The following is a 26,240-nucleotide window of genomic DNA, read 5'->3' as shown; positions in this document are numbered from 1 at the left end:
CATCCTTGTTTACGATCATGTCAAATAAATTATAACTAAATAGATATTGAATTATGAAAAAATTATTACTTATCGCAGCAGTAGTTTTCGGGGTATCCTCGGTAAATGCACAAAAAAATGTGATTAAAGCTAATCCGTTAGGTTTGGCAATTGGTGTTGGAGATTTCTCTTATGAAAGAGTGGTAGCCGACAATCAAGCTTTCGAAATCGGTTTGTCTTTTGCATCGGCTAAAGTAACTTCTGGAAGTGAGGTAGTAAGTTCGAGAGCTATTGGGGGAGAAGGGAAGTATAAATTTTATTTCTCGTCAGAAAATATGGCGCCAAGAGGTTGGTATGCAGCTCCTTTTGTAAGCTATGCTGTTTCTTCTGCTAACAACTCTGCTGGAGCTGACATCGGATTTTCAACGTTTTCTGGAGGTGCCTTAGCTGGATACCAATGGGTATTTGGAGGTGGAGACTCTGGATTTGCGTTAGATTTAAACTTCGGAGCTCAGTATATGTCTGTATCTGCTACAGAAAGTACTTCAGTTAACATCCAAGGGTTTTTACCTCGTTTAGGAGTGTCTATAGGATACGCTTGGTAGGTAAACGAAAGAAATACGATTAAGAGGAGACTGTTTATTAAGCAGTCTCTTTTTTGTTGGAGTCCGGACAATACAGGCATTTTTTTAGGGGAGTGAATAGAGAATTTGCATCAAAATAGGAGCTTGAGTTATGTGATTAGTTTTGGTTGATTGTTAGGGTTTGGAAATCAATGGTCAGTTTGCTGTGTTTTTTTTAATTAAAAATACGCTATGATAAAATGTAAATAAGTGTACTTTTGCCGCCGCAAAATAAAAATTATTAGAAGGAATTATGAAAAAATTAGTAGCAGTAATGATGATGGCTTTAGGCTTGTCAGTAAATGCACAAAAGAATGACGGACAAACAGCCTTAGGAAATTTGGTGATTGAGGCAAATACGGGGGCTTTTTCTACAGGAAATACCGGTTTCTCGTTGACGAGTATTGATGGAAATACAGTTTGGTCTATGGGCTTGGATTGTGGGTATTTCGCTGCAAACGATTTGGCTATTAAAACAGGTTTTGGTTATAGCGATGTTGGTAGAGATGTAATCAGTTATAAAATAGGGTTGGAATACTATATTCTAAGTAAAATCCCTGTAGGTATTGATTATACCGGGAATTCATTTGATGGCGGAAGTACGGACTTTATCGGTTTACAAGGAGGATACGCCGTGTTTTTAAGTGAGCATGTAAGTTTGAAGCCTACTTTACGATATAATTTTGGTTTGGAAGAAGGTCAAAAAGGAGCATTCCAAGGATTGATTGGATTTGCGTTGTATTTCTAAAGTACCAAACCACCCAATAGTATAAAAAGGAGCACTACAGTGCTCCTTTTGTTGTTTTGATGAGTATGTACTGAGGTTTGTTTAAGCAATTATTGAAATTCATACTTACTAATGATCCATATTGTGGTTTTTTTTGGTGTGTAAGTAGTTTTTTATGAGTGTTTTAGGTTTTTTGTTTTGAGTATTGGCGATTTTGATTTCAATTTTGGCACCATTCTTGTCATTTAAACGCCGAATAAATAATAACTAAAAAGTATAAAATTTAATTATGAAAAAATTACTAGTTGTAGCTGCCATAGCTTTAGGATTATCATCGGTTAATGCTCAGGAAACTTCGTTTGGTGTAACGGGAGGTTTAAACTTGTTAACGGTGAAGCTATCTACTGATACTACTCCATCAGTAAACAGATCTACCACAGGGACGGGGTATTATGCTGGATTTTTTGCTGACTTTACTGTTAGCGATAAATTTCACGTTCAACCAGAACTGTTGTTTACATCCTCATATGATAATGGAACATCAGCGAATACTATTGCAATGCCTATTATGGCGAAGTATTATGTGAAAGACAACTTTTCTGTACAAGCAGGTCCGATGTTAGATTTAGTCGTAGATGATGCTTCACCACTTGTTAACAAGTTTGGCGTTGGTTTGGCTGCCGGTTTGGGCTATGATATCTCTGAGAAAGTATTTGTAAATGCACGTTATTCTTTTGGATTGTCTAACAGAGTTGATTCGGATATCGCGACTTCTAAATTTGACTATTTAAATGTTGGATTTGGATTCCGTTTCTAAGTTCATACATTGTATATTTTATATGAAACACCTGAGGATACTCAGGTGTTTTTTGTTGATTATATAGAAGGTAAACGGCAACTCTTTTTTCGTTAGAAGAAAGCATCTTAAGCTTCTTGGGTTTCCTATTATATAAAGTGATTGCAAAACCGCGCGTATCTATGTATACTACAGTGAGTACACATAAGTAGTAAAAACCTTACAAAAACCCATGGTGTATAAATTACTATCTGTCAATGTGTTGTATGATTATTGTGTTGCGGTTGTTTTGAAAATGGAGGAAAGATGAGGTTTTTGGCATCAAACTTGCCTTACCAAGAACGAATAAATAATAACTAAAAAGTATAAAAATTTAATTATGAAAAAACTATTGGTAATGGCGGCTATCGCATTAGGTCTTTCACAAGTACAAGCTCAAGAAACATCATTTGGTTTGACTGCAGGATTAAACACTATGGTTATCAGAAACTCTGTGAATGTTTTAGGCAATACAGCGAGTGCTAGTAATAGTGCAACTGGGTTTTACGCAGGAGTTTTTGCTGATTTCGAAGTGAGTGAGAAGTTCCATATTCAACCGGAATTATTGTACAGTACGGCCTATAAGGATGGAAACTCTACGAACACTTTAAACTTACCCATTCTGGCTAAGTATTATGTAGCAGATCAATTTTCAATTCATGCAGGTCCAACCTTAGACTATGTCTTAGATGAGTCGAATGGATTAAATAAGTTCGGTTTTGGTGTTGCGGCCGGATTGGGCTACGATTTTTCGGATAAGGTATTTGCAACAGCACGTTATTCCCTAGGATTATCGAACCGAATAGACAATCCTATTGCGTCCTCAAAGTTTGATTACCTCAATGTAGGGATTGGTTTTAGATTCTAAACCTCAAAAAATTTCTGAAGTACCAAGCATCCAAATCTTTTTGGGTGCTTTTTTTGTCCTAAAAATAAAAGACTATTTTACAAAAATATGGCCTAAATTTAATATTGTAGAAAGTGAATTAAATCTTAAAAACTTATACTTAATAAGTTACCGGTAAAACGGCTTTAGAGTCAGTAATAGCAGGGGAAAACCCTATATTTTTAATGTTAATTTAATGTTAAATTCATTTTCAAAATCTTCGTTTTTTTTAACAAAAATCAAGAAATAATTCTTCAATTTAGTACTACATTTGTCCCTTCAAAACATCTAATTTAAAAAATTATGAAAAAATTCTTAGTTGTTGCAATGATGGCTTTCGGATTAGCCGCTAATGCACAAGAAGGTGAATTAAACGTAGGAGGTACTATCGGTTTACCAGTAGGTGATTTATCAAACACTCACGATGTAACTGGATCAATCGAAGCTAACTACTTATTCAACGTAGCTGAAGGATTCAAAGTAGGACCATCTGTATCTTACTTACACTTTAACGGAGAAGGACCAGACTTAGGGTATTTACCTTTAGCTGCTGCTGCTCGTTACAGTGTTACTGACAAAGTAGTTTTAGGAGCTGATTTAGGATACGGAATTGGAGTTTTCCAAGACGGTCAAACGTCAGGATTTTACTACCGTCCAATGGTTGGTTACAAAGTAACTAACGCTATTACTGTTCAAGCAAACTATTCAAGCGTTGTTCTTGATGGTGGTTCTGCTTCTACTGTAGGTATTGGAGGAACGTATTCTTTCTCTTTATAAGCTATAAAAGACTTAGAATAAAAAAGGAGCTATAGTTTAACTATAGCTCCTTTTTTTATTGTTGTTGTTTTGTTTTTTTATAAAAATCCTTTTTCTCTCGCAACGAGTATCAATTCTCGGTCATCATTACTGTCTACTTCAAATATCTTTGCCAAATGACGCTTGCGCTTTTGTATCCCAGCAAAGGACAAGGGAATCACATCGGGTAATTTTTTCATGCGGTTACCTATGGAGAGCTCGTAGAGAATTTTACGATCGATGTCGTCCAAAATAAATTCGTTTGAAATTTCGTTGCGGACCATTTTCATGACCGTTTTACTGTAGTAGGGCGGAGCCTCTAGTACTTCTTTTATCGCCGTCACCAATTCTTGCGGTGTGATGTCATTTTTGACCAAAAACCCTTCCGGATTTAAACTTCGCAGGATGCTGTGAACGCGGTAATTGTCGTTAAAGGTAGTGGATACGATGATTTTACTTTCTGGGAGCAATTCATTAATACGAAGTCCTAAATCTTCTCCTGAGAGTATTTTACCATCCTTGGATGCGGGCAATCGCATGTCTAAAAAGATGACATCAATGTTTTTCTTTTCCGTTGCAAACTCTTGAATAATAGCGTGGGCATCGTCGCAATTGTGCTTTACATGTATGTCAAATACATACGATGCATCGGTACTTTGCACATATTGAAAGGCACTCTTATAAGCCTCAGAGATCAACGGATGGTCATCAATAATTAAAGCGGTTAGTTTGTTATTTTCCATCTATAGTGATGTGGGGGGTGTTTATGAGTAGGGTAGTCCCTACACCTAATTCTGATTTAATTGTAATTTTTCCTTTTAGTTTTTCTAAACGTGAGTTAATGTTTTTTATTCCTATCCCTTTTTTGCCTTTTTTCACATTGAACCCTACACCGTCATCCTGGATGCTAATACTTAGCGAGTTGCCTGACAAGCCAAATTTTAACGAAACATGCTTAGCTTTTGCGTGTTTGATAATATTTTGCAGGGCTTCCTGTATAATTCGGTAAATATTGGCCTTGGTAACCTCATTTACGTCTTTCCAAGCAATTTCAGGGTCAAATTCAATGCTGTGTGTAAAGTTACCAATAATACTTTTATCTTCTAAGAGTTGTTTGATAATACTGGTAAAATTTATATCCGTACTGTTAAAGTTGTCGCTTAACTTATGCGATACATCGCGGATTTCCTTTTCAATGTCTTGTAGTTCGTTGAGTAGGCTTTGGTGTTTTTCTAGTGTTTCGTCGGTACCTTGTAGGGGCAGAAAGCCGAGCCCAAAGCGCGTACCGAACAATTTCCCGAGGATACCGTCGTGGAGTTCTTCTGAGATTCTATTGCGTTCCTTAATGCGTTCTTCTTCCAGTTTTGCCTGTTGTTGTAGAGTGAGTACATACACTTCCTCATTGGCTTTTTGATGCTCTGCTTCGATGCTCAGTTTTTCGTTTTGTACGCGTTGTACACGCACAAAATAGAGCAGACTTAAAATTAGCAAGCCACCAATGCTACTAATTAAAATCCAAATGCGCTGTTCCGATAAGCGCTCGGTTTCTTCGATGTACTCGTTAGTTTCAAATTGTATTCGAGCAAACTTATTACGCATACGGCGTTCAACTTTCATCAGGCTATCATTAAACTCAATATAACGTCCTAAGTGTTTTTGAGAATTTTTATGATCTAAAGCGGCGAGTTGTTTTAAAGAAGTTAGATAATTATCTCCATTTTTGATTTTTTTTGCCAATTTATTAGCTTCTCTTGCGTATTGTAGGGCTTTATCGTATTGATGAATAGTTTTGAAGTAGTTAGACAATCCAATTTTGGAGATAATTATTCCTGCTGTACTTTTTAGACTATCACGAATTTTAAGAGCCTTGAAAAGTTGTTTTCTTATCCCAAGAGTATCTCCCATTTTTAATTTACATAAAGCTCTATTGTCTAAAATGCGAGCAAAATCCAAAATATGAATATCTTTTTTCAATTCTTTGTTGAAGAAAGCAATGGCTTCATCGTATTTTTTTAGTTTTGTTAAACACATTCCCAAATTATTGAAGATGGAAAAATTTAATTTAGCCTGATCTTTCGTATTGAGCTCTTTATAATGATTTAATGCTTTCTGGTAGTAATTGAAAGCTTCATCATATTCTTTTAAATCATATTGTAAGAGCCCTATAAAATTATAACAACTAATAATATTAGGAATATTGTGGGTCTCTTTACTTAATTCCATGGATTTTACAACCAAATTTTCACTTCCTATATAATCTTTGTACTTACCTCTAATATTAGCCATACCTATCAATATCTTTGATGCTTCCTTTTTAAAGTTATTGTTCAGAAAAAAGGGTAAAGCTTTATTAAAATGGTAGTAAGCCTGGTCATAAATTTCTCCTTCAATATAGTAAGTAGCTAAATTCCAATGACTATCGCCTATGGCATAAGCTTGGTTGGTTTTAGTCGCTAACTCCATGGCCGCAGAATTGACTTCAAAAAAACTCGAAGTATCTTTTAATTTATAAAATTGATAGGCAATGGTGCTGAGTTTTAAGGGTTTTAGTAATTTATTGCTTCTGATATACAGGTACGCCTTAGTTAACTGATTTTTTTTGTAGGTTTTAGTTAAGTTTTTGGTTTTACTTTGGTTTATCCAGATATCGATGCTGTCTTTTTGGAAAGCATGAATATTAAAAGATATAAAAGAAAAAAGAATATAAAGTTTGAATTTCAATGTCATGTAATTTTCACAAATCTACTAAAAAAAGCCTTTGGTTTTCAAAGGCTTTTTAGTTCGAAAATTATCCTTTTCCTCCATTGTCTGTGCTACCATCCTCTCCGGTCATAAACCCAGGAGTTGGAGGTGTGGTAGTATCGTCTGCAGGAGGTGGGGTTGCAGGGAGCTCATTCTTTATTTTATCTTGTAGGGTAAGGTCTTCACTCATATCCGTACAAGCAGTAGTTAGTGTAAACAAGGCGATCATAGCAATAATAGTTTTTAAAGTTTTCATAATTTCAATTTTAGTTTTCTTTTAAATAGTTGATATAGGTATCCCAGGCCGCATATGCAGCTAGAATGAACATCGAAATGTATTCGACGGAGTATGCTGAAATCCTTCGATTTTGGGCATATTCATACACCTCAAGAATTTGAGGGTTTGTAGAATGTGTTTGACGTTAGGTCAAAGGCGTGAAGACTTAATACTGCTAAGGCCTATTGAGTACAACAGACTTCAGGTGTATTCTACATTTCCAGTAAATAGAAGCGTTTGCAATTTTGATAAGAACGCTAGTTGATTATATGACTAAATTAGTTAGTTCCTCGGTTATGAAGTATATAATTTTAGTAAGCGTCCCCAATGAATGAGTAAACGTTCTTTTTCGATTAGTATGTGCAATTTTAAATGATTCATAGTGTTTTTCTTTCTTATGTTAAATATAGCTTTTTTTTACGATATATGCAAATTTTTAAGTCATTTTAACATTTATGGTTTTATATGTGTATCAAATTTATGAATATGCCTTAATATGTTTAAATAATAAGAGGCGCCTCCTTCGGGGAGACGCCTCTTGTATTCTAATCCTATTTAATAGGAGTATCAGGTATACAATTAATACATCTCGTAAAGTTGTTTCGGAAAAATCGCTATACAGTACGCATTCATAGCAGCCCTGCGATCTGTTAAGTGTGAAAGTTCCTTAGTGTTCATATATATAGTATAAATGTTTGTACTTGTTTATTTACAGGTACAAAGATGCAGTATTATTTTAAAATCCACAAGGAAAAAATGATTTAATTTGCTGTTAATCAAAGAGTTAAGTTGTTTTTAGGGAATAGGGGAACTGACCGGAAGTGTCCAGTTAAGGTACCTGTTTGAAAATCAGGTGGTGAAGTGATTTAGCATTACAGCGCAATCTGAGTTATGTTATATTTTGTTTATCATAAGTTGTTTCAAAAAAAAAGCGTCCCTTTATTGAGGATGCAACTTGTTTTTATAATTTATTGTGTTTTAACAATTTTCATAAATAAAATGAATATACGTCTGTATGTAGTTGAATACAATGCAAAAATTGAGCCAAAAGTGTGATGGATTCATAATTATGTTTTTCATATACATACAATTTTTTCGACCGCGAAGATAAAGTTTTTTTCACATTTTCAAAATTTTCGTTTCCTAAGTGCTTAATAATCAAGTAGGCTTTAAAAAAGTAAGTCAGTGACTTACTAAAAGTAAGCCACTGACTTACCACTTTTAAAATGAGCCCTTATATCTTTGTAGTGTTCGAAGTTCAGAAATACTTAATGAAATAAATAGACAAGGGTACAAAATTAATACTAGGAGTCGTCGGGGAAAATTATATGAAAAAGTTTTGTAAAGAGTCGAATGTTCTCATTGTTTATTTTGGTTGTAGTTCCATAAACTACCAAGGTATTAGTTTCGATTCTTTACAGCGGTCATATTTATAGAATATGAAAGGGTTTAAAACGTCATTGCAGTGACGTTTTTTTCTTTTTATAGCCCTGTTGTTAAGTTTGTATTATCCTTGCACTGTAGTATTGCTTTTTTGTTATCACTGATATGTAATGACTTAGTGCAGTTTTGTGTTTGCAGTATGCTAACAAAAGTCCTTTTTTGTTTATAATTTGATAATCTTCTTAACCTTTTGCTGAAGGGAATTTAATATTGTTTTAAGAGTTTGATAATTTAGCTAGCGTTGTTTTGTGGTGTTCAAAAACTAAACAAATAGAAAACAATGAAAAAAGTTAACGCAAGCAAATTGGCGGTAGTATCCTTAATGACCGCTTTTGCTGGATTTGTATCATGTCAGGATGGTGCAGATGGAATTAATGGAAAAGATGGAAAAGATGGTGCTAATGGAACTAACGGACAGAACGGTTCGGATGCTTCTGTGTATTTAACCGCTTCTAAAACCCCTAATTTTTTGAAAGTAGCCGGTGAGTTCTCTCATTTGAAAATTACCCCAATCTTGTCGTCTGAAGATCAGATTCCAAATAGCCCGGATTTCGTGTATGGATCTATGGCAGATGGTGCTGGCTTACTTGCCGAAGCAGATGGTAGCTATACTTTAATTAATAATATTGAAGCTGATTACGCCATTGCACGTATAAAGCTCAATAAGAATTTACGTCCTACGCAAGGAGAGTATATCTTAAATGCATCGGCTACTGCCAATACTGCTCAGTGTTCAGGTTCTATGATTACGCCTCAAGAACACGGATTTGGACCTTTGTATTTATCAGGTGGTGAATGGGGTGGAGCCTCTAAAGGGGTGTTCGCTACAGATCCTACTAAAAATGCATCAGCAGCAGGAACCGCTGAAATGTTGACCGCTTTAGGTCAGTGGTCTACAGAAAATGCCGTGGCAATTGGAAAAGCTGCTTATCCAGGAAAAACAGTAGTATTCATCGGTGATGACCACAGTGATAATAATATCCCTTCAGGACAGTTAGGAATGTATGTTGGAGCTACTGGTGACCTTAAAAACGGAAAATTATACGGTTTAAAAGTTACGACGGCAGGAGTAAATTACGAAGCCGATATGAACGAAGGAACTGCGTATGATGCAGAATTCGTAGAGTTGAAAGAACGTGAAATCAACGCCTTAGATGCCGAGTGTAAGACCAAAGGAGTTATGGGCTTTTCACGCTTGGAAGACATTGATTGGAGAAGAGGAAGCGCAAAGAACAACCGTGAAATTTACTTCTGTGTTACGGGGAGAAGAAAAGATGGTTTAAAGGATAAAGGAACGTATTACGGACGTATCTATAAAGTAGTGTTGAATGATACAGACCCTACCAAAGCAGCAAAAATTACCTGTGTATTAGATGCGGATAAGCTAACGGGAAAGGCAAAGAATTTTCACAGTCCTGATAATATCTTAGTGACTGAAAACTATGCCTACATCCAAGAAGATCCTAATGGATACTTTGACGTAGCTGAAAAAAATCACTTCGCTCGTTTGTATCAGTACAATCTGACTACGGGAACTTTAAAAATGGTGTTAGAGTGTGATCAGACCAACGCTGCAGCTAAGGGCTATGGTAAAACCGATAAGGCCTGGGAAATTACTGGTATGATCGATGTTACCGATATCGTTAATAACGGAAAGAATACTTTTATGGTAATCACGCAAAATCACGGTTGGGAACCAGCAGATGGAACGTCATTTACCGATCCTAAGGCAAATTCAAACATGTCGAGAAAAGAAGGTTCTGTATTACACATCGTTACCGGTTTAGAGCGTTAATGAATATGAGAATTATAGAAATTTTAAAAAAGGCATACCTCTGTGTATGTCTTTTTCTGTGCTTGTATGCTTGTGGTCATAAACAAGGAGCTTATACCGATAAAAAGGCAGTAAATGAAGGGCTTACAGAATTGTATATGGCGCATTTGCAAAAAAGCATCGCAGCATTGGATAGTATGACAGGTAAAAGCCCACAAGTACAACAATCTTTGTACCGTGAGGCTCGTAAGTATTTTAAGCTAGCAGAGCCAGTACTCGCGTATACCGATAAAAATAATTATAAATCGCTAAATGCTCCGAATATCATACAGGTAAAAGGCGAGGAGAGCAATGATACAAAAGTACTACAACCCATAGGTTTTCAGGTGATTGAAGAAATTGTTTTTGAAGAGAAACCCGATTCACTTGAGTTGATAACAACCGTTCAAACCACGAGTAGTAGACTCAAGCTAATTGCTCATAATACGGATTTGCAACTACGTGATTACCATCTTATTTGGTTGCTGAGAGAACAGATAGTTCGCATAGCTACTACGGGAATCACTGGTTTCGATTCGCCAGTGCTAAGTGCTTCGCTGCAAGAGTCTGCATGGACCTATGCCACTTTATTAGAGGTATTAAAAATGACCAAGCCCAATTTTAGTTCACAAGCCTTGTATCAGCAAATGGAAGAACAGGTACTCGCTGCCATTGCGGTCCTGAAAGGAGATTTTGAGTCTTTTGATCGTTATGCCTTTATCAAAAATCACATCCATCCTCAATTGAAAACACTGGTGGCGGTACAAAGAGATTGGAAGGTAGAATTTCCTTTCGAAATGGCACTTTCCAATACCATGACCAGCTTGTTTTCAGCATCGAGCCTGAATCTTCATTATTTTACCGATTATCAGAGTGATACTACCCATTATAAGGAGCGCATCGCATTCGGGAAAGCACTTTTTGAAGATGCCTCGCTGTCTAAAAACAAGACTATGTCTTGTGCGAGCTGCCACGATAAAAGTCTGGCTTTTACTGATGGGAAACGCGTGTTCGATGCCAAGCAGCAAAGAAATACACCAACAGTGACCTATGCAGCGTATCAAAGAGGTTTTTTTATGGATGCTCGTGCTGGAAGTTTGGAAGGACAAGTAGTAGGAGTTGTTAAAAATCACAATGAGTTTAACACGAGTATGGATAGCATTGTTGCACGTGTTGAGCAGCATCCTAGGTATGCTAAAACACTGAGTAAACTATCAGGAGGAAAACGCAAAGCGCATACTGTACAACACGCATTAGCCAGTTATGTCAGAACCTTAAATCGCTTTGATTCTAAGTTTGATAAAAATATTAACGGCGTACTCACCACACTTTCCGAAGACGAAAAACAGGGGTTCAATCTGTTCATGGGGAAAGCGCTGTGTGCAACCTGTCATTTTGCACCCGTGTTTAACGGAACTGTACCTCCCAATTACAACGATACCGAATTGGAGGCTCTCGGAACTCCAAATCTGACGCAAACAGCCTTAAGTGACGATTTAGGACGCTATGAGTTGTTCAAAACACCGGAACGCAAACACTTTTTTAAAACACCTACGGTCCGAAATGTATCCAAAACAGGACCTTATATGCATAATGGAGTTTACGAGTCTCTTGAAGAAGTGGTTGAATTTTATAACAAAGGAGGCGGTGTAGGCTTAGGGTTTAAGCTGCCACATCAAACCTTGCCGTTTGATAATTTAGATCTTTCTGATAAAGAAATACAACAGTTAGTCGCATTTATGAATAGTTTGACGGATTCGTATTAAGCTGTTTAGATATTTTTTTCATTGAAAACACTCCAATGTAACGAAGGTTATACGGAGTGTTTTTTTATGCTTTATTTTTAATATTTTTGTGTAATTCGCATTTTTTTATGTTAATATTTAGGTTTAGTTTAAAAAATTAAGATTTGAGGAGTTGTTTTTTTGTGGGTTGTAAACTATTTAATTAAAAAAATATAACATGAAGTTAAAATAGTACAGGTTTTAAATGCTGTTTTTCAGTGGTGAAGTCTACGAGAGGGTGGGTGGGTGGGACTGCACTGCATACATCGAAATGCGGTCTTTGGAGTTTGTTTTTTAGTGCTAAGTCCTTCTTTTTATGAGTTGTTACATTCCGTAATAAACTAGCAGTTAAACAATCAAAGTCATCAAGAGCTATTGAGGTTCAGTTACGCCGTTGTTAGACGAGGTGTAGTGTTCGGTTTTAGTACATATTATTAAATTATTAAAGACTTGAAAATCAAAATTTTGTTTAGGGTATTCTACTACCTTGTGAATAGAAAAAATACTAAAAATTATGAAAAATTTTACGTTTATCGTTTTATTTATGGCCACATATTGGTCTTATGCACAAACTATCGATGTAATCGATTTTAAGGTTAATGAACCCGCAGGGCAGCACTTTAATGCAGGAACTAAATTTGACTTTGAGTTCAAAATCAAAGGGGATTATAGGTACAGTACCCACGGTCATCATCAAATTGACCTTATTGTGTATAAGGAATCGATTTCAGCAGCTAACGAACTTGGAAGAAGTTATTGGAATAGAGAAGATGATCACGATCTACTCTTTAGTACCTATAAGTACAAGCCATGGTGGAACACAGCATTAAAAAATTACGCTACCACTTCCAATGCAAAGTTCTTTTTGGTGGTAAAGTATGCAGGTTTGACCAAAGTATTGAGTTATACCTACCCTAATCTAGGGAAAGCAGACCTTAAAATTTATGAAAATAGCCTTGTCATTCAAAGTGAGTGTACTAGTTGTAGTTCGAGTTATTCTAATCTAGGGTCGGGAATCCATATTTTGTCAAAAGAAGGAGGTTCATTAACGGTAACTGGACATGTTGTCAATGCGGGAACAGTTAGTTCAGGAACGAGTAAAATTAAAGCCTACCTATCTTATGACGCGAGTTGGAGTACAAATGATATTCCTATCAATATAAATGCGAATACGACGGTTAATGGCATAGCTCCTAATAACAACGCCACTTTTGGATTCACTATATTCGGACATAATATTCCGTACACTACTGGATTTGGATACTATTATTTGATACTGAAAGCCGATGCAGACAATGCTGTAGATGAGCAGAATGAGGCGAATAATACCTTGGCATTCCGATTGAGGTACCGTCAAAGTTTTGGAACGAAGACATATCCAATTCGAATTCGCAGTTTAAACAGAACTTCTGATCGAATTGTCAATTCAGTAGAACAAGAAAAAGCGACCCTGCGTTCGCTACCGAATGGAATGTATGTGATTGAAGATGTAACAGGTAGTAAAACTAAGATTTTGAAGCATAAGTAGTTTTATCAAATACAATCTAAATTTCAAGGGCTCCGAGAGGAGCCTTTTTTTGGGGTTAGATAGTTGTGCTGAGATACTAAGGCCAAGAAATATCTCGACTAAGCAATAGTAGGTGACCAGTCACGGGATTCTTAACAGAATTTTAAGGATGTTCTTGAGGGCTTTCTGTAATTTTGGAACTGTCTACCGACCAAAACAAACAAATCATTATGCGCAAATCTATCCTTGCAATTGCCGTAGTACTTTTAGGGGCCTGCAGTCCTCAAAAAACGGCTCAAGAAATTATTGATGAATCCCTGAAAAAATCTGGAATTGAACAGTTAAAGTCAGCGGAACTCTCTTTTGAATTCCGAGGAAATCAATTCAAAGCCATTCGCAAAAACGGAGCGTTTAACTTACAGCGTACCTCACAAAATTCAGGTAACACGATACTCGACCGTCTGAGTAACGAGGGGTTTGTACGTACTGTCAATGACAGTTTGGTGACCCTGACCGAGAAAAAAAGCAACAGTCTAGCAAATGCAGTAAATTCAGTGCACTATTTTTCGGTATTACCTTTAGGCTTAAACGATGCCGCTGTTCATAAGAAGCTGTTGGGAGAAGAAGAAATAAAAGGAACTTCTTACTATAAAGTAGCAGTTAGTTTTAGTGAAGAAGGTGGAGGAGATGATTTTGATGATCAATTTTTGTACTGGTTCGATACTGAAAGCTACCAATTGAAGTACCTTGCGTATGCCTACCATACAAATGGAGGAGGAATGCGTTTTAGAGCCGTAAAATCAGTTACTGATACCGAAGGGATACAGTTGGCTAATTACGACAATTACAAGCCGATGAATAAGGAACAGCGCTTTGAGATGTTGGCGGAGGCTTTTGAAGCAGGTGCGCTCGAAAAGGTATCAGAGATTATTTTGGAACGTATAGAAATCCGTCGCTTACCTTAATACTACTTTGTAAATCAATTCGTTTGTTAAATAAACTGAAGGCATGTTTTTTATCATAGGAATTTTTATGGCTATCACGCTGATAGTCTTGCTTATTTTGAAAAAGAATACCTCACAAGCCGATCGCGTTTTAGGATTGTGGTTGGCAGTCATTGGGGTACACCTAGGATATTTTTACGCAGTTGACTCCGGTAAAATAGTCGATTTTCCATGGCTGTTGGGGATGGATTTTTCCCTGCCATTAGTGCAAGGAGTATTTTTGTACTTCTATGCGAGAAGCTTGACGGGACCATCGCTACGAATACGGGAAATAGCACTACACCTACTGCCTTCTTTACTCCTAATTTTAGTGGGGATTCCATTTTATGCGTTGAGTGCCGACACGAAAATAGCGATTGTTATGAGGGGAGAAGACCACGCTTATGAGTGGTTTGATTGGTTGCAAGATATCAGCATGTTAGTAAGTGGGTTTTCGTATAGTCTAGCGGTTTTATTTTTAGTAAAAAAGCATAAGAAACGCATCGAAAACAGCTTTTCAAATACAGAAAACAAAACGCTTAATTGGTTGCGCAATTTAACTTTGGGCTTAATTGGGATATGGTTGGTAGTACTGTTTTCTGACAATCCCGTGTTCATTTTTTCAGGAGTAGTGGTGTTTGTATTGTACCTCGGGTTTTACGGGATTAACCAAACCACTATATTTTCATCAGCTACAGAATTAGAGAATGAGCTATCGAGTTCAATCAAAGACGATGTTACCGAGAAGCAATACAAAAAGTCCGGGCTGAAACGAGAAGTAGCTGCGGTGATCTATGCCAGGTTAAAAGACTTGATGCACACAGATAAATTGTATCTGGAACCAGAATTGACACTAGGTGAATTAGCCGCCCGTTTAGAAACCACTCCTAATTACGTTTCGCAAATAATTAATGAATACGAATCAAAGAGCTTTTATCAATATGTCAATGCGTTGCGGGTAGAAGAGTTTTTGGTTATTTGTAAACGTCCTGAATATCGTTCGTATACCATTCTTGCCATGGCCATGGAGTGTGGATTTAAGTCTAAATCGACTTTCAATAAACATTTTAAAGAGATTACAGGGAAAACTCCAAGAGCTATTTTAATGCAGGAATCCTTGGTTTCATAAGGGATAAGCGTGTGTGCCTACACGGTCGTACTTCAAATATACATCAGCCTATATGCTGAGTCGATTCTCAAGTAGTATTCGTGGATTTTTGAAATTCAAAACTTTAAAAATTCACTTACATGAAGCAATTCATTTTAATTTGTGTGCTGCTGATTCCTTGGAGTCATTGGGCACAACGTTCAACAGTTAGTGGTGTCGTAAAAGATGGCAGCTCTGGAGAACTCATAGTTGGAGCTGATGTTTATATAGAAGGCACAGCAATCGGAACGATGACCAACGAATACGGTTTTTTTTCCTTAGAAATTCGAAAGCCCAACACTATGGTAGTAATCAGTGCTATGGGATTTGCGAACTATGTATTGGATATTTCCAAAGGGAAAACGCAGCAGTTACGCATAGAATTGCAGCCGGAAGCTACTGAATTAGATGAAGTAGTTATTCAGAGTACTCAAGGACAGAAAGCTAATGTGCGTTCTCCAATGATGGGGGTTTCACAGTTAAAGGTGAAAGACCTTCAAAAGAGTCCCGTCGTTTTCGGTGAACCCGATATCATTAAATCGGTACAAAGCTTACCAGGAGTTACTAAAAATGGAGAAGGAGCAGCGGGTTTTCACATTCGAGGTGGTGGAGCTGATCAAAACCTAGTGCTCTTAGACGAGGCTGTGGTCTACAATACTTCCCATTTGTTGGGCTTTTTTTCTGTGTTCAATTCCGATGCGATCAAAGACGTACGACTGTACAAAGGAAGCATGCCAGCAAAATACGGAGGTAGAATTGCCTCAGTGCTCGATGTGCGTCAGAAAGATGGTAATAAAAAACGATTCACGCTATCGGGAGGTATAGGAGCAATTTCGAGTAAGTTAAGCGTAGAAACGCCGCTCTTAGGGCAGCGAGGAGCACTGATGTTAGCTGGGCGTGCATCTTATGCGCACTTGTTTATTAGCGGAACCAATAGCGCCTCGTTTTACGACGTAAATTTAAAAACGCATCTCGCTCTTAATAAAAGAAATACCATATACCTGTCATCCTATCTTGGACGTGACTATTTAGCAACCAATAACTTCCAATCTGATTATGGGAACATCACTGCCAATTTGCGATGGAATCACGTGTTTTCTGATAAGTTATTCAGTAATACATCTTTGGTTTACAGTAAATACGATTATCGTATTTTACTGGGATTCATGGATTTGGATTGGAAAGCTTCTATTGCCAATGTTCATTTTAAATACGATTTGGATTACTATGCTACGGAAAAATGGAAATTGCAAATTGGCGCCGCTACTATTGGCTATGATTTTAACCCAGGAGCTATCAAGCCTTCAAAAAAAGGTTCTTCCATAAATCCGTTGCAGCTGGCTCAGAAAAGAGCTTTAGAATCGGCGCTTTATCTAGGAGCCGAACTCAAACTGTCGTCAAAACTTCAACTGATGTACGGACTGAGAACATCGTTTTTTAAACGGCTTTTTACTGAGGATTTGAGAGCCTACAAGGACGGAAAACCCTTACAGTACAATCCAATAACCAACCGCTATGAAGAAGGGGTGGTAACGGGAACCCTGCGCGGAAATAAGAGCTATGTTACTTTGGAGCCTAGGGTTGGGCTTTCCTATGCGTTTAACGCAAAAAACTCAATTAAAGGGAGTTACACGAGAACGGCGCAGTACATTCATTTACTTTCGAATACTACAACTGTGAATCCTGTCGATGTCTGGGCGCCAAGTGGTACCTATTTAAAGCCGCAAAGAGGACATCAATACAGTATGGGCTATTTTAAAAACTGGGCTAAAGGTCGCTATAGTTTAGAAGTTGAAGGGTATTATAAACACGTTGTTAATCGAATTGATTATATCGATGGTTCAGATTTGATAGGAAACAATCATATCGAAACAGAGATACTCCAAGGAGACATGAGATCCTATGGAGCCGAGTTCTTACTGCGCAAAAACCGAGGCAAATTGCGAGGCTATGTCGGGTATACTTGGTCAAGAGCAGAACAACGTACTTCGGGGGGCGTTTTTGGAGGAACTGGTATTAATAATGGTAATTGGTACCCTGCAAATTTTGATAGAACTCATGATATTTCCCTGTCATGCAGTTATCAATGGAATAAAAAATGGAGTCTAGGAGGTAATTTTGTGTTACAAACTGGGCGTCCTGTAACCTATCCGAATGGTAGTTATAATTATCAAGGGATTGCTATTGCCACCTATGCTGAGCGCAATTCTAGCCGTTTACCGAGTTATCATCGCCTAGATGTTTCATTAAACTATACGCCTCGTGCGGATACCGACAAAAAATGGAAGGGTACTTGGAGCTTTGGGATCTATAACCTGTATAACAGGCGCAATGCTCAGGATATTACTTTTGGACAACGCAGAAATACAGGGCAGAACGAAGCAATTCGAACCTCGATATTCGGAATCGTACCATCCTTAGCCTACAATTTTAAATTTTAAGACCATGAATAGAAGATTTTTTTATACCCTTTTAGGGATGTTTGCAGTAGTATTTTGTGCTTGTACTGATGTGGTACAGGTAGACCTAGCCGAAGGGCAGCAGCGATTGGTAGTCGATGCAGCCTTGCATTGGAAGCAAGGTTCCACTGGGGTTGAGCAGGAAATACGACTTAGTCTGACTCAAAAATACTATCGTAATAAGGAGTTACTACCTGTATCCGATGCACGTGTAAAGGTGATTAATTCAAGTAGTTTAGAGGAGTTTGAATTTGTTCATACTACTGAGGGTAGGTATCGTTGTACGAATTTTAAACCAGTGTTGCAGCAGCGGTATCGTTTGCTTGTAGCGCATCAAGGTAATACGTATGAGGCGGAAGAAGTAATGACAGCTACAGCAGCCATAACGGAAGTGAAGCAATCTGTGGTAGAAGGGGGAGATCCAGAAGTACCGGAAATTTCGTTTTGGTACCGAGACGATGTCAGTGCAGAAAATTATTATTTGATTCGATTTAAAAGCAATCGAGATGTATTACCGTATTACGAAACCCAAAAAGACGAATTTTCCAATGGAAATTTGATGAAAGAAGTTTGGGAAAAAGAAGACGACGAAGATACGGCAGTGAATGAAGAGTTTCAGAAGGGAGATAGTATAGGGATACAGTTAATTGGGATTTCTAAGAGTCACTATCAATTTATGAACCTTTTGTTGAGTCAATACGACAATGGGCAGGGAGGCAGTCCTTTTAAAGCCGTTCCAGTACTTGTCAAGGGAAATGTGATAAATACAACAGACCCGTCAAAATATCCGTTGGGCTATTTTAGTGTATCGAGTGTTGCTCAAGAAGAATACCTATTTAGGTAAAGCAAAAAGATCGATGGTGATGGCCATCGATCTTTTTGTTTATGGATATAAGAGATATTTTTTTCTCGTTTTTTTAAAGGTGTTTAATCCGGGCTGCCAACTTTTTTTGATAGCCGCTTCTGTGAGCCCTTGTTCTAGTTGTTTTTGCAAGAGCGGAGTACCTGCTAGTTTCTTGAAAAATGCATTAAAAAAAGCCACCTTTTCTCGGTTCTTTTGGTGGGCCTTATAAAATGTGATAAGCCATTTCAATTCAATGCTGTTGAGTCTGTTATGCGTGCTTAAATCAAAGCCTATACATTTTTTTCCTTGGTTTTTTGGGTATTTGGCTCCTTCGTTGGGTTGAGGAACAAAACTAAAACTCGCTGCAGGAACCTGGTAGTCGGGCGTTCCTACTACTTGAAACTGTTGTGAAGTTCCACGTCCCACGGATACTTTTGGGGTCCCTTCAAAAAAGCAGAGACTTGGGTATAAATTGATGGCCGTTGCATTGGGTAAATTCGGTGAGGGTTTGATAGGTAGGATATATGGAGTTCTGTGGGTGTAGTTTTTCAATTTAATGACTTTCAGCTCGCAACGCACTCCTTCTGCCAACCAGTGTTCACCGTTAATCATACGACCGTATTCTCCTATGGTCATTCCATAGACCGTAGGAACTGGATGCATCCCTACAAAGCTTTTACAGCTTTCTTCTAATACCGGCCCATCTACATAATGAGCGTTTGGATTGGGACGATCGAGTAAGAGTAGTGGGATATTCGCTTCAGCACAAGCTTCCATTACGTAGTGTAGCGTTGAGATATAAGTGTAAAATCGAGCGCCCACATCTTGAATGTCAAAAACAACCAAATCAAGACCTTTTAGTTGAGATGGATAGGGCTTTTTATTTTTACCGTACAATGAAATGATTGGGAGTCCAGTTTTGGTATCTATCCCGTCTTTAACAGTTTCTCCAGCATCTGCTTTTCCTCTAAATCCGTGTTCAGGGGCAAAAACTTTTTGTACACTAACAGTCGGCTGTGCCATCAAGAAATCGACCAAGTGTTTGGCAGGGGCGTTTTCAGAGTTCACAACGGATGTCTGATTGGCGACAATAGCAATTTTCTTTCCTCCTAAGTAAGAGAGGTAGGCCTCAGTATTATCGGCACCGCATACGATGCTATTGGGCCTGTGTTTTTCTTTCGTTGAAGTGGTATTACTTTGCTGTGCACATGAAACTAGTTGTACTGAGATGCAAAAAAACCACAATAAATATGTACTTTTGGTGTACTTAAAAATCATAACCTTTGAATTTCGAGTTATTTATTGCCAAGCGGATAATCGCTGGAAAAAAGTATAAAAATAGTATATCATCCCCAATTATAAAAATTGCGACTATAGCCATTACGCTTGGAATTTCTGTAATGTTGGTATCTGTGGCCATCGGAGCGGGTTTTCAGAAGAAAATACGTGATAAAATGGCCGGATTTAAAGGACATATTCAAATTGTAAATTACGACAATAACAATTCCGACATATCTACGGTTCCCATTAGTATGAATCAGGATTTCTACCCGAAATTTAAGGGTATTGATGGGATAAAAAACGTTCAGGTATTTGCGAATAAATTTGGGGTGATCAGAACTCCGGAGAGTTTTGAAGGCGTGGTCTTAAAAGGGGTGAGTACCGATTACGATTTTACGTTTTTTAAAGAATACCTAGTAGATGGCCGTTTGCCAAACTTTGCACAAGAACGAAACAAAGAAATTATCATTTCCAGTACAATTGCTAATAATCTCAATATACAATTAAACGACACGATTGAGATGATTTTTAATGCGACAAAAAGTAAAACACCTTTTAAGAGACGAAAGCCAGTGGTGGTCGGAATTTACGATACAGGATTTCAGCAGTTTGATAAAAACATGGTGTTGGGAGATATTCGAGAGGTGAGAAGGTTAAACAAGTGGTCAGATGAAATGGTAGGTGGTTTTGAGGTTGTAATAGACGATTTTAACCAGTTGACAACGATCGGTAACGAGGTGTATCGCAATGTAGGGGTAACCCTTAATAGTACTACCTTGGTTGATAATTACGCTTTAATATTGAATTGGTTAGACATCCTTGACAACAATGTATGGGTGATTATAGGAATTATGATTTTCGTAGCCGGAATTAATATGATAACGGCCTTGTTAGTCCTCATTTTAGAACAAGTACAACTCGTAGGAATATTGAAGGCTTTGGGGAGTCCAAATTGGAGTATTCGAAAGGTGTTTTTGTACAATGCGAGCTATTTGATTTTAAAAGGTTTACTCTACGGAAATATCATCGCTTTTGTCATTGTTGGTATACAAAAGTACACGGGTGTAATTACGTTAAACCCTCAAAATTACTACGTGACAACGGTTCCGTTGAATCTCGATGTTTCAGCAATAGTACTGTTGAATTTAGGAACCTTGCTGCTGTGTATGTTGATGTTAGTAATTCCTTCGTACATCATCACGAAAATCCATCCTTCGAAGTCGATTAAGTTTGCTTAAGTTGAAATAAGTTTTGTTTCTTTGTAATATAAAATAACGATAATGAAATACGCAAAAAATATATTGGAAACCATCGGAAATACTCCTTTGGTTCAGTTGAATTCAGTAACTAGTGAAGTGGAAGCTCATGTATTGGCTAAGGTGGAAACCTTTAACCCAGGAAACTCTGTAAAAGATCGTATGGCGTTAAAAATGATAGAGGATGCCGAAGCTGATGGTCGCTTACAACCCGGAGGAACCATCATTGAAGGAACTTCAGGAAATACTGGTATGGGATTAGCATTGGCGGCAATAGTGAAGGGATACAAGTGTATTTTTGTAATTTCAGATAAGCAATCCAAAGAAAAAATGGACATCCTTCGTGCAGTAGGTGCAGAGGTAGTAGTATGTCCTACTAATGTTGAACCCGAAGATCCAAGATCGTATTATTCAGTATCAAAGCGTTTAGGTGAAGAGACCCCAAATTCTTGGTATGTTAATCAATACGACAATCCTTCGAATGCGACAGCACATTACGAGCAAACTGGACCGGAAATTTGGGAACAAACAGAAGGTAAGATCACACATTTTGTTGTGGGTGTAGGAACAGGAGGAACGATTTCAGGGACTGCAAAGTATTTAAAAGAGAAAAATCCAAATATTAAAATTTGGGGAGTAGATACCTATGGTTCAGTATTTAAGAAATACCACGAAACAGGGGTTTTCGATGAGAACGAAATTTATCCGTACATCACGGAAGGTATCGGTGAAGATATTTTACCTAAAAATGTAGATTTTAGTCTTATTGACGGATTTACAAAGGTAACCGATAAGGATGCTGCAGTATACACGAGAATGATCGCAAAAGAAGAAGGAATTTTTGTTGGAAATTCAGCAGGAGCAGCGATCAAGGGATTGTTACAGTTAAAGGATGAATTTAAAAAGGACGATGTAGTTGTTGTGTTGTTCCACGATCACGGAAGTAGGTATGTAGGAAAGATGTTTAATGACGATTGGATGCGCGATAGAGGGTTCTTAGATGCAGAGGTAACTACCGCTGAAGATTTGATTAAATCACATATCGACAAGCCACTAGTAACAGTGCAAACCGAAGAGTTAGTGTCACATGCCATTGAGCGCATGCGCGATTTCAAAATCTCTCAAATCCCAGTAAGAGACGCTAATGGATTTGTAGGTTCGGTAGACGAGGCTGCATTGCTACGTGGGTTTATTGCCGATAAGAATGTTGCCGATACACCGATTAAAGAGGTTATGGGAGCTGCTTATCCAGTAGTTAAATCATCAGATAGTATTGAAACCGTATCAAAACTAATTAATAAGGACAGTCAGGCTGTATTGGTGGCCTTAGAAAACGGAAAACACCATATCATTACTAAGTACGACATCATTAACGCGATATAAGTATGTTGATTACAAAGTACTTTTGCGGTAGTCCCTCGAGTTTAGGCGATGTGTTCTTAATGTTTATGATTTTTCTAAGCTTACCTGTATTGATATGCGTAATGGTTTTACACCAAGTAGTAAAATTATCAAATTATTATAGAAAACACATTTCGGAAGGAGGTCGTAAGTTAAAGGTGCTGTATTACGCTAGTCTGTTTCTGGTATCCGTTTTTGTGGTATCCACGGCATTCGTGCTTTTTTGATAAAAGACAATTTGCGGTCACTAATTATACCGTAACATATAACGTATAGCAAAGCCCACTCGTTTGAGTGGGCTTTGTTAATCAACTAATTCAAATAATTTACACAATGAAAACTAAACTTACTGTTTGTTTACAGTAGTATTGTTTTCAATTTCTGTGCCAAAATTAGTGGTGTTTAATTATAAAATCCATTTTTAATGTGGTTTTTGTAAAATATTAACATTATTGTGTTAACGAATTGCTAATAATTTAATAATTGTGGCGTTTGTAATTGGGTGTATGCTTAAAAGTTAAGCGCCATCAAAGCAGTAGTTAGATGGAAGTAAACTGTTAGCGTTCATCTTAGTATGTTCTATGGATACAGCATAAGACTGTTGAGCGGCTTAGAACGTAAGATTCGAGAATGCAAAATATAGTAGTAAAAGCAAAGCCCACTCGTTTGAGTGGGCTTTGTTAATCAACTAATTCAAATAATTTACACAATGAAAACTAAACTTGCTGTTTGTTTACAGTACTATTGTTTTCAATTTCTGTGCCAAAATTAATATTATTTAAATTTAAAATTCGTTATTAATGTGTTTTTTGTAAAATATTAACATTATTGTGTTAATGAATTGCTAATAATTCAAAATTTCTAGGCGATTGGAGATGGTCATTGGCATAAAAGCCAAGCGCCATCAAAGCAGTAGTCCGATGGAGATAAACTAGTAGCGCTACGCTTGCCAAGTTCTTTGGATACCGCATAAGACTGTTGAGGGGCTGAGAACTGTAGATACTGGAATGTAGAATATAGTAGTAAAAGCAAAGCCCACTCGTTTGAGTGGGCTTTGTTAATCAACTAATTCAAATATTTTACACTATGAAAACTAAACTTACTGTTTGTTTACAATTCTATAGTTTTCAATTTCTATGCCAAAATGAGCGATATTGAAGTGTAATTGCTTTGAATTTTATATTTTTTGTAATTTATTAACGTTATTTTGTTAAAAGGTTAATAAATTCCTAAAATTAGCTAGCGTGTTTGTGTGCTTTGTACGATGAACGAACCAAGGCTCCACTTTCTACGTACATAAAGCCCATTTCTAAACCGAGCTGCTCGTATTTCTTAAACTGATCCGGAGTGATAAATTGCTTCACCGGTAGGTGCTTTTTAGTAGGTTGTAAGTATTGTCCGATGGTAATAATATCGAGTCCAACACCTCGTAAATCCTTCATGGTTTGAATCACTTCTTCTTCTGTTTCTCCAAGACCTAACATGATTCCGGATTTGGTACGCATACCGTTGTCCTTTAAGTACTTTAAAACACCGAGACTACGATCGTATTTCGCTTGTATACGCACTTCACGAGTGAGTCGCTTAACGGTTTCCATATTATGAGAAACCACTTCTGGATGTACTTCGATGATGCGGTCAATGAGTTTTTCATTTCCTTGAAAGTCTGGAATCAAGGTTTCAAGAGTAGTGTTGGGGTTGGCACGTCGAATCGCATCGACAGTTTCCGCCCAAATAATAGATCCACCGTCTTTCAAATCATCTCTATCAACAGAGGTAATTACGGCGTGTTTGATATTCATTAACTTAATAGAGCGAGCTACCTTTTCTGGTTCATCCCATTCTACAGTGTCCGGACGTCCTGTTTTTACACCACAGAAGCCACAAGAGCGGGTACAAGTATTTCCGAGAATCATAAATGTCGCGGTTCCTTCACCCCAACATTCCCCCATATTAGGGCAACTACCACTGGTACAAATGGTATTGAGTTTGTATTTATCAACGAGGCCACGTAACTCGGTATATTTTTTACCTACCGGAAGTTTTACGCGTAACCACTTCGGTTTTTTTGTTCTTTCTGGTAATGCTACAGATTCCTTTGTCATTGGTTTCACATTAAATTGAGTTGCAAATTTACAAAGAAAAGCTGGTATTTATTGTATCGGAATTAAGTTTCCCGTTATCCTTATAGATTACAAATAAACCACACGCTAAAACCGAGGAGGAATACTATTCCTGCAATGCTCAATAGTTTGAGTTCTTTGGATGGTCGGTATTTTTCTGGCGTATGTTTACCGCTGATTAATAGAAAATTTAAAATGGCGTAAAAGGGAGCTGTCAAAAAAGATAGTACCGTAGCTATTCGAACTAATAGGCCCATATCAGCCATGAAATAGCGGAGGATAATATAGGTGCCAACAGCGAGGACGACACTCCAAAACCAATAGGATACTTTTACTTTTCGGTGGAGCAATTCGCTAGCCTTTCCCATAGCTCGCGGTGAGGCGTCAAAGGTGGTTAGTGTGGTGCTAAACATGGTTGTAAATGCCGCTATACCGATAAATATATGGGCGTATTCACCGAGGTTTTTCGTGTATAAATTAATGAGTTGTGAGGCAAATACAGAACCCTTAGAGGAAAATGATTGCCCAGATTGAAACATGACCATGGCTCCCAAAATTAAAAAGCAAACTCCTAAAAATAAGGTGCCGATATACCCGACGTTAAAATCGAATATGGCTTGGCGTGGTTTAATGTGCTGAAAGGTTGTCTTGTCTTTTTCTACGGTCCACAAAGAATGCCAGATAGATACGTCTAAGGGGGCGGGCATCCAACCTAAAAAGGCGATTAGAAAAGTTAATTCGGCACTTCCTGATGGTATGATCTGAGTAAATGAGTGCCCTTTTTTAGAGGTAACCATCGCCACCAAAACAGCGATAATAGTACTGATGGTTAGCGTGATAATAATATATTTCATCAACTTGTCTAGTAAATTGTACTTCCCCAATAACAGGATACCAAAACTTACTGCCAACAAGAGAGCAGACCATAAAACGAGATCATTAGATAGGCCGAATAGGTGGGCAGCTAATCCTGCTGTAACGATGGTAACCGCCGCCTGTATGGTAAACATCGTTGCAAAATTCAAGATGTAATAGCACCAAAGTACGCCTTTACCCAACTTTTTGTATCCGTCAAGAAGGGTTTCACCGGTAGCGGCAGCATAACGCGGTCCATATTGGAAAAAAGGGTACTTAAACAGGTGAACAAGTACTAAAGCCCAGAGTAAACCGAATCCGAATTCCGCTCCTGCTCGTGTTGATTGTACCAAGTGTGATACACCCACAGCGGCTCCGGCAAACAGTAATCCAGGTCCTAAAGATGTAAATGCTTTTTTCATTTAGTGTAAGGGGGTTGTAAAAACGGACTAAATGTAGCTAAAAAATATGAAATCCCTA

20 protein-coding genes are annotated in these 26,240 nt (G+C 37.6%); 14 read left to right on the top strand and 6 right to left on the bottom strand.

Translation table 11 applies throughout. The features are described from left to right. Window positions 1-53 precede the first annotated feature (53 nt). The 5 genes from ACXAG7_RS01995 (at window position 54) to ACXAG7_RS01975 (ending at window position 3,827) form a co-directional block, all read left to right on the top strand. The gene (locus tag ACXAG7_RS01995; RefSeq protein WP_476665780.1) at window positions 54-584 is read left to right on the top strand and encodes a DUF3575 domain-containing protein; all 531 of its coding nucleotides are present in this window, start codon (window positions 54-56) and stop codon (window positions 582-584) included. A gap of 271 nt (window positions 585-855) precedes the next feature. Continuing rightward, window positions 856-1,350 (top strand): hypothetical protein, encoded by a 495-nt coding sequence (locus tag ACXAG7_RS01990; RefSeq protein ID WP_476665779.1) that lies wholly within the window; start codon window positions 856-858, stop codon window positions 1,348-1,350. Between the two features lie 268 nt (window positions 1,351-1,618). Further along, complete coding sequence (locus ACXAG7_RS01985) at window positions 1,619-2,146, top strand: porin family protein (protein ID WP_408043848.1); 528 nt, start codon at window positions 1,619-1,621, stop codon at window positions 2,144-2,146. Window positions 2,147-2,504: 358 nt separating this feature from the next. Then, window positions 2,505-3,032: a porin family protein gene (locus ACXAG7_RS01980; RefSeq protein ID WP_408043847.1), complete on the top strand. Its 528-nt coding sequence runs from the start codon at window positions 2,505-2,507 to the stop codon at window positions 3,030-3,032. Between the two features lie 321 nt (window positions 3,033-3,353). After that, the gene (locus tag ACXAG7_RS01975; protein WP_408043846.1) at window positions 3,354-3,827 is read left to right on the top strand and encodes an outer membrane beta-barrel protein; all 474 of its coding nucleotides are present in this window, start codon (window positions 3,354-3,356) and stop codon (window positions 3,825-3,827) included. Window positions 3,828-3,904: 77 nt separating this feature from the next. Here the strand turns inward: ACXAG7_RS01975 and ACXAG7_RS01970 are convergent, their stop codons facing one another. The 3 genes from ACXAG7_RS01970 to ACXAG7_RS01960 all read right to left on the bottom strand — a co-directional run bounded on the left by ACXAG7_RS01970 (window position 3,905) and on the right by ACXAG7_RS01960 (window position 6,843). Beyond that, on the bottom strand, window positions 3,905-4,588 hold the full coding sequence (locus ACXAG7_RS01970; protein WP_408043845.1) for a response regulator: 684 nt from the start codon (window positions 4,586-4,588) through the stop codon (window positions 3,905-3,907). After that, window positions 4,578-6,572: a tetratricopeptide repeat-containing sensor histidine kinase gene (locus ACXAG7_RS01965; RefSeq protein WP_476665778.1), complete on the bottom strand. Its 1,995-nt coding sequence runs from the start codon at window positions 6,570-6,572 to the stop codon at window positions 4,578-4,580. Before ACXAG7_RS01965 ends, ACXAG7_RS01970 begins: the two co-directional genes overlap by 11 nt. A 61-nt stretch (window positions 6,573-6,633) precedes the next feature. After that, entirely contained in the window at window positions 6,634-6,843 is a 210-nt protein-coding gene (locus ACXAG7_RS01960) for a hypothetical protein (protein ID WP_408043843.1), read from the bottom strand. 1,744 nt (window positions 6,844-8,587) lie between these two features. Between ACXAG7_RS01960 and ACXAG7_RS01955 the strand changes: the two genes are divergently transcribed. The 7 genes from ACXAG7_RS01955 to ACXAG7_RS01925 all read left to right on the top strand — a co-directional run bounded on the left by ACXAG7_RS01955 (window position 8,588) and on the right by ACXAG7_RS01925 (window position 18,844). Then, window positions 8,588-10,102, top strand: a complete 1,515-nt coding sequence (locus tag ACXAG7_RS01955; RefSeq protein ID WP_408043842.1) for a PhoX family protein — start codon at window positions 8,588-8,590, stop codon at window positions 10,100-10,102. 5 nt (window positions 10,103-10,107) lie between these two features. Next, the gene (locus tag ACXAG7_RS01950; RefSeq protein ID WP_476665777.1) at window positions 10,108-11,886 is read left to right on the top strand and encodes a cytochrome-c peroxidase; all 1,779 of its coding nucleotides are present in this window, start codon (window positions 10,108-10,110) and stop codon (window positions 11,884-11,886) included. Between the two features lie 532 nt (window positions 11,887-12,418). Continuing rightward, a complete protein-coding gene (locus ACXAG7_RS01945) occupies window positions 12,419-13,432 on the top strand; it encodes a CARDB domain-containing protein (protein WP_476665776.1) in 1,014 nt (337 codons plus the stop codon). A gap of 209 nt (window positions 13,433-13,641) precedes the next feature. Next, window positions 13,642-14,376, top strand: a complete 735-nt coding sequence (locus ACXAG7_RS01940) for a DUF6503 family protein (RefSeq protein ID WP_476665775.1) — start codon at window positions 13,642-13,644, stop codon at window positions 14,374-14,376. 43 nt (window positions 14,377-14,419) lie between these two features. Beyond that, the gene (locus ACXAG7_RS01935; protein WP_476665774.1) at window positions 14,420-15,523 is read left to right on the top strand and encodes a helix-turn-helix domain-containing protein; all 1,104 of its coding nucleotides are present in this window, start codon (window positions 14,420-14,422) and stop codon (window positions 15,521-15,523) included. Window positions 15,524-15,642: 119 nt separating this feature from the next. Beyond that, window positions 15,643-17,982: a TonB-dependent receptor gene (locus tag ACXAG7_RS01930; RefSeq protein ID WP_476665773.1), complete on the top strand. Its 2,340-nt coding sequence runs from the start codon at window positions 15,643-15,645 to the stop codon at window positions 17,980-17,982. Between the two features lie 4 nt (window positions 17,983-17,986). After that, on the top strand, window positions 17,987-18,844 hold the full coding sequence (locus ACXAG7_RS01925) for a DUF4249 domain-containing protein (RefSeq protein WP_476665772.1): 858 nt from the start codon (window positions 17,987-17,989) through the stop codon (window positions 18,842-18,844). A gap of 39 nt (window positions 18,845-18,883) precedes the next feature. Here ACXAG7_RS01925 and ACXAG7_RS01920 read toward each other — a convergent pair whose 3' ends face one another. Then, on the bottom strand, window positions 18,884-20,122 hold the full coding sequence (locus ACXAG7_RS01920) for an exo-beta-N-acetylmuramidase NamZ family protein (RefSeq protein WP_476665771.1): 1,239 nt from the start codon (window positions 20,120-20,122) through the stop codon (window positions 18,884-18,886). Window positions 20,123-20,127: 5 nt separating this feature from the next. On the opposite strand from ACXAG7_RS01920, the gene ACXAG7_RS01915 reads away from it, so the two are divergent. Both ACXAG7_RS01915 and ACXAG7_RS01910 read left to right on the top strand, forming a co-directional pair. Further along, window positions 20,128-21,363, top strand: a complete 1,236-nt coding sequence (locus ACXAG7_RS01915; RefSeq protein ID WP_408043834.1) for an ABC transporter permease — start codon at window positions 20,128-20,130, stop codon at window positions 21,361-21,363. A gap of 42 nt (window positions 21,364-21,405) precedes the next feature. Further along, entirely contained in the window at window positions 21,406-22,764 is a 1,359-nt protein-coding gene (locus ACXAG7_RS01910; RefSeq protein WP_408043833.1) for a pyridoxal-phosphate dependent enzyme, read from the top strand. Between the two features lie 1,253 nt (window positions 22,765-24,017). On the opposite strand, the gene lipA is transcribed toward ACXAG7_RS01910, so the two are convergent. After that, window positions 24,018-24,887, bottom strand: a complete 870-nt coding sequence (gene lipA, locus ACXAG7_RS01905) for a lipoyl synthase (protein WP_408043832.1) — start codon at window positions 24,885-24,887, stop codon at window positions 24,018-24,020. 80 nt (window positions 24,888-24,967) lie between these two features. Beyond that, entirely contained in the window at window positions 24,968-26,182 is a 1,215-nt protein-coding gene (locus tag ACXAG7_RS01900; protein WP_476665770.1) for an Nramp family divalent metal transporter, read from the bottom strand. Between the last annotated feature and the right edge of the window lie 58 nt (window positions 26,183-26,240).

This window comes from Tenacibaculum sp. AWR4_210, from assembly GCF_056160945.1.
Note: the sequence above shows the minus strand (reverse complement) of the source record. Positions and strands in the feature narration are given on the sequence as shown.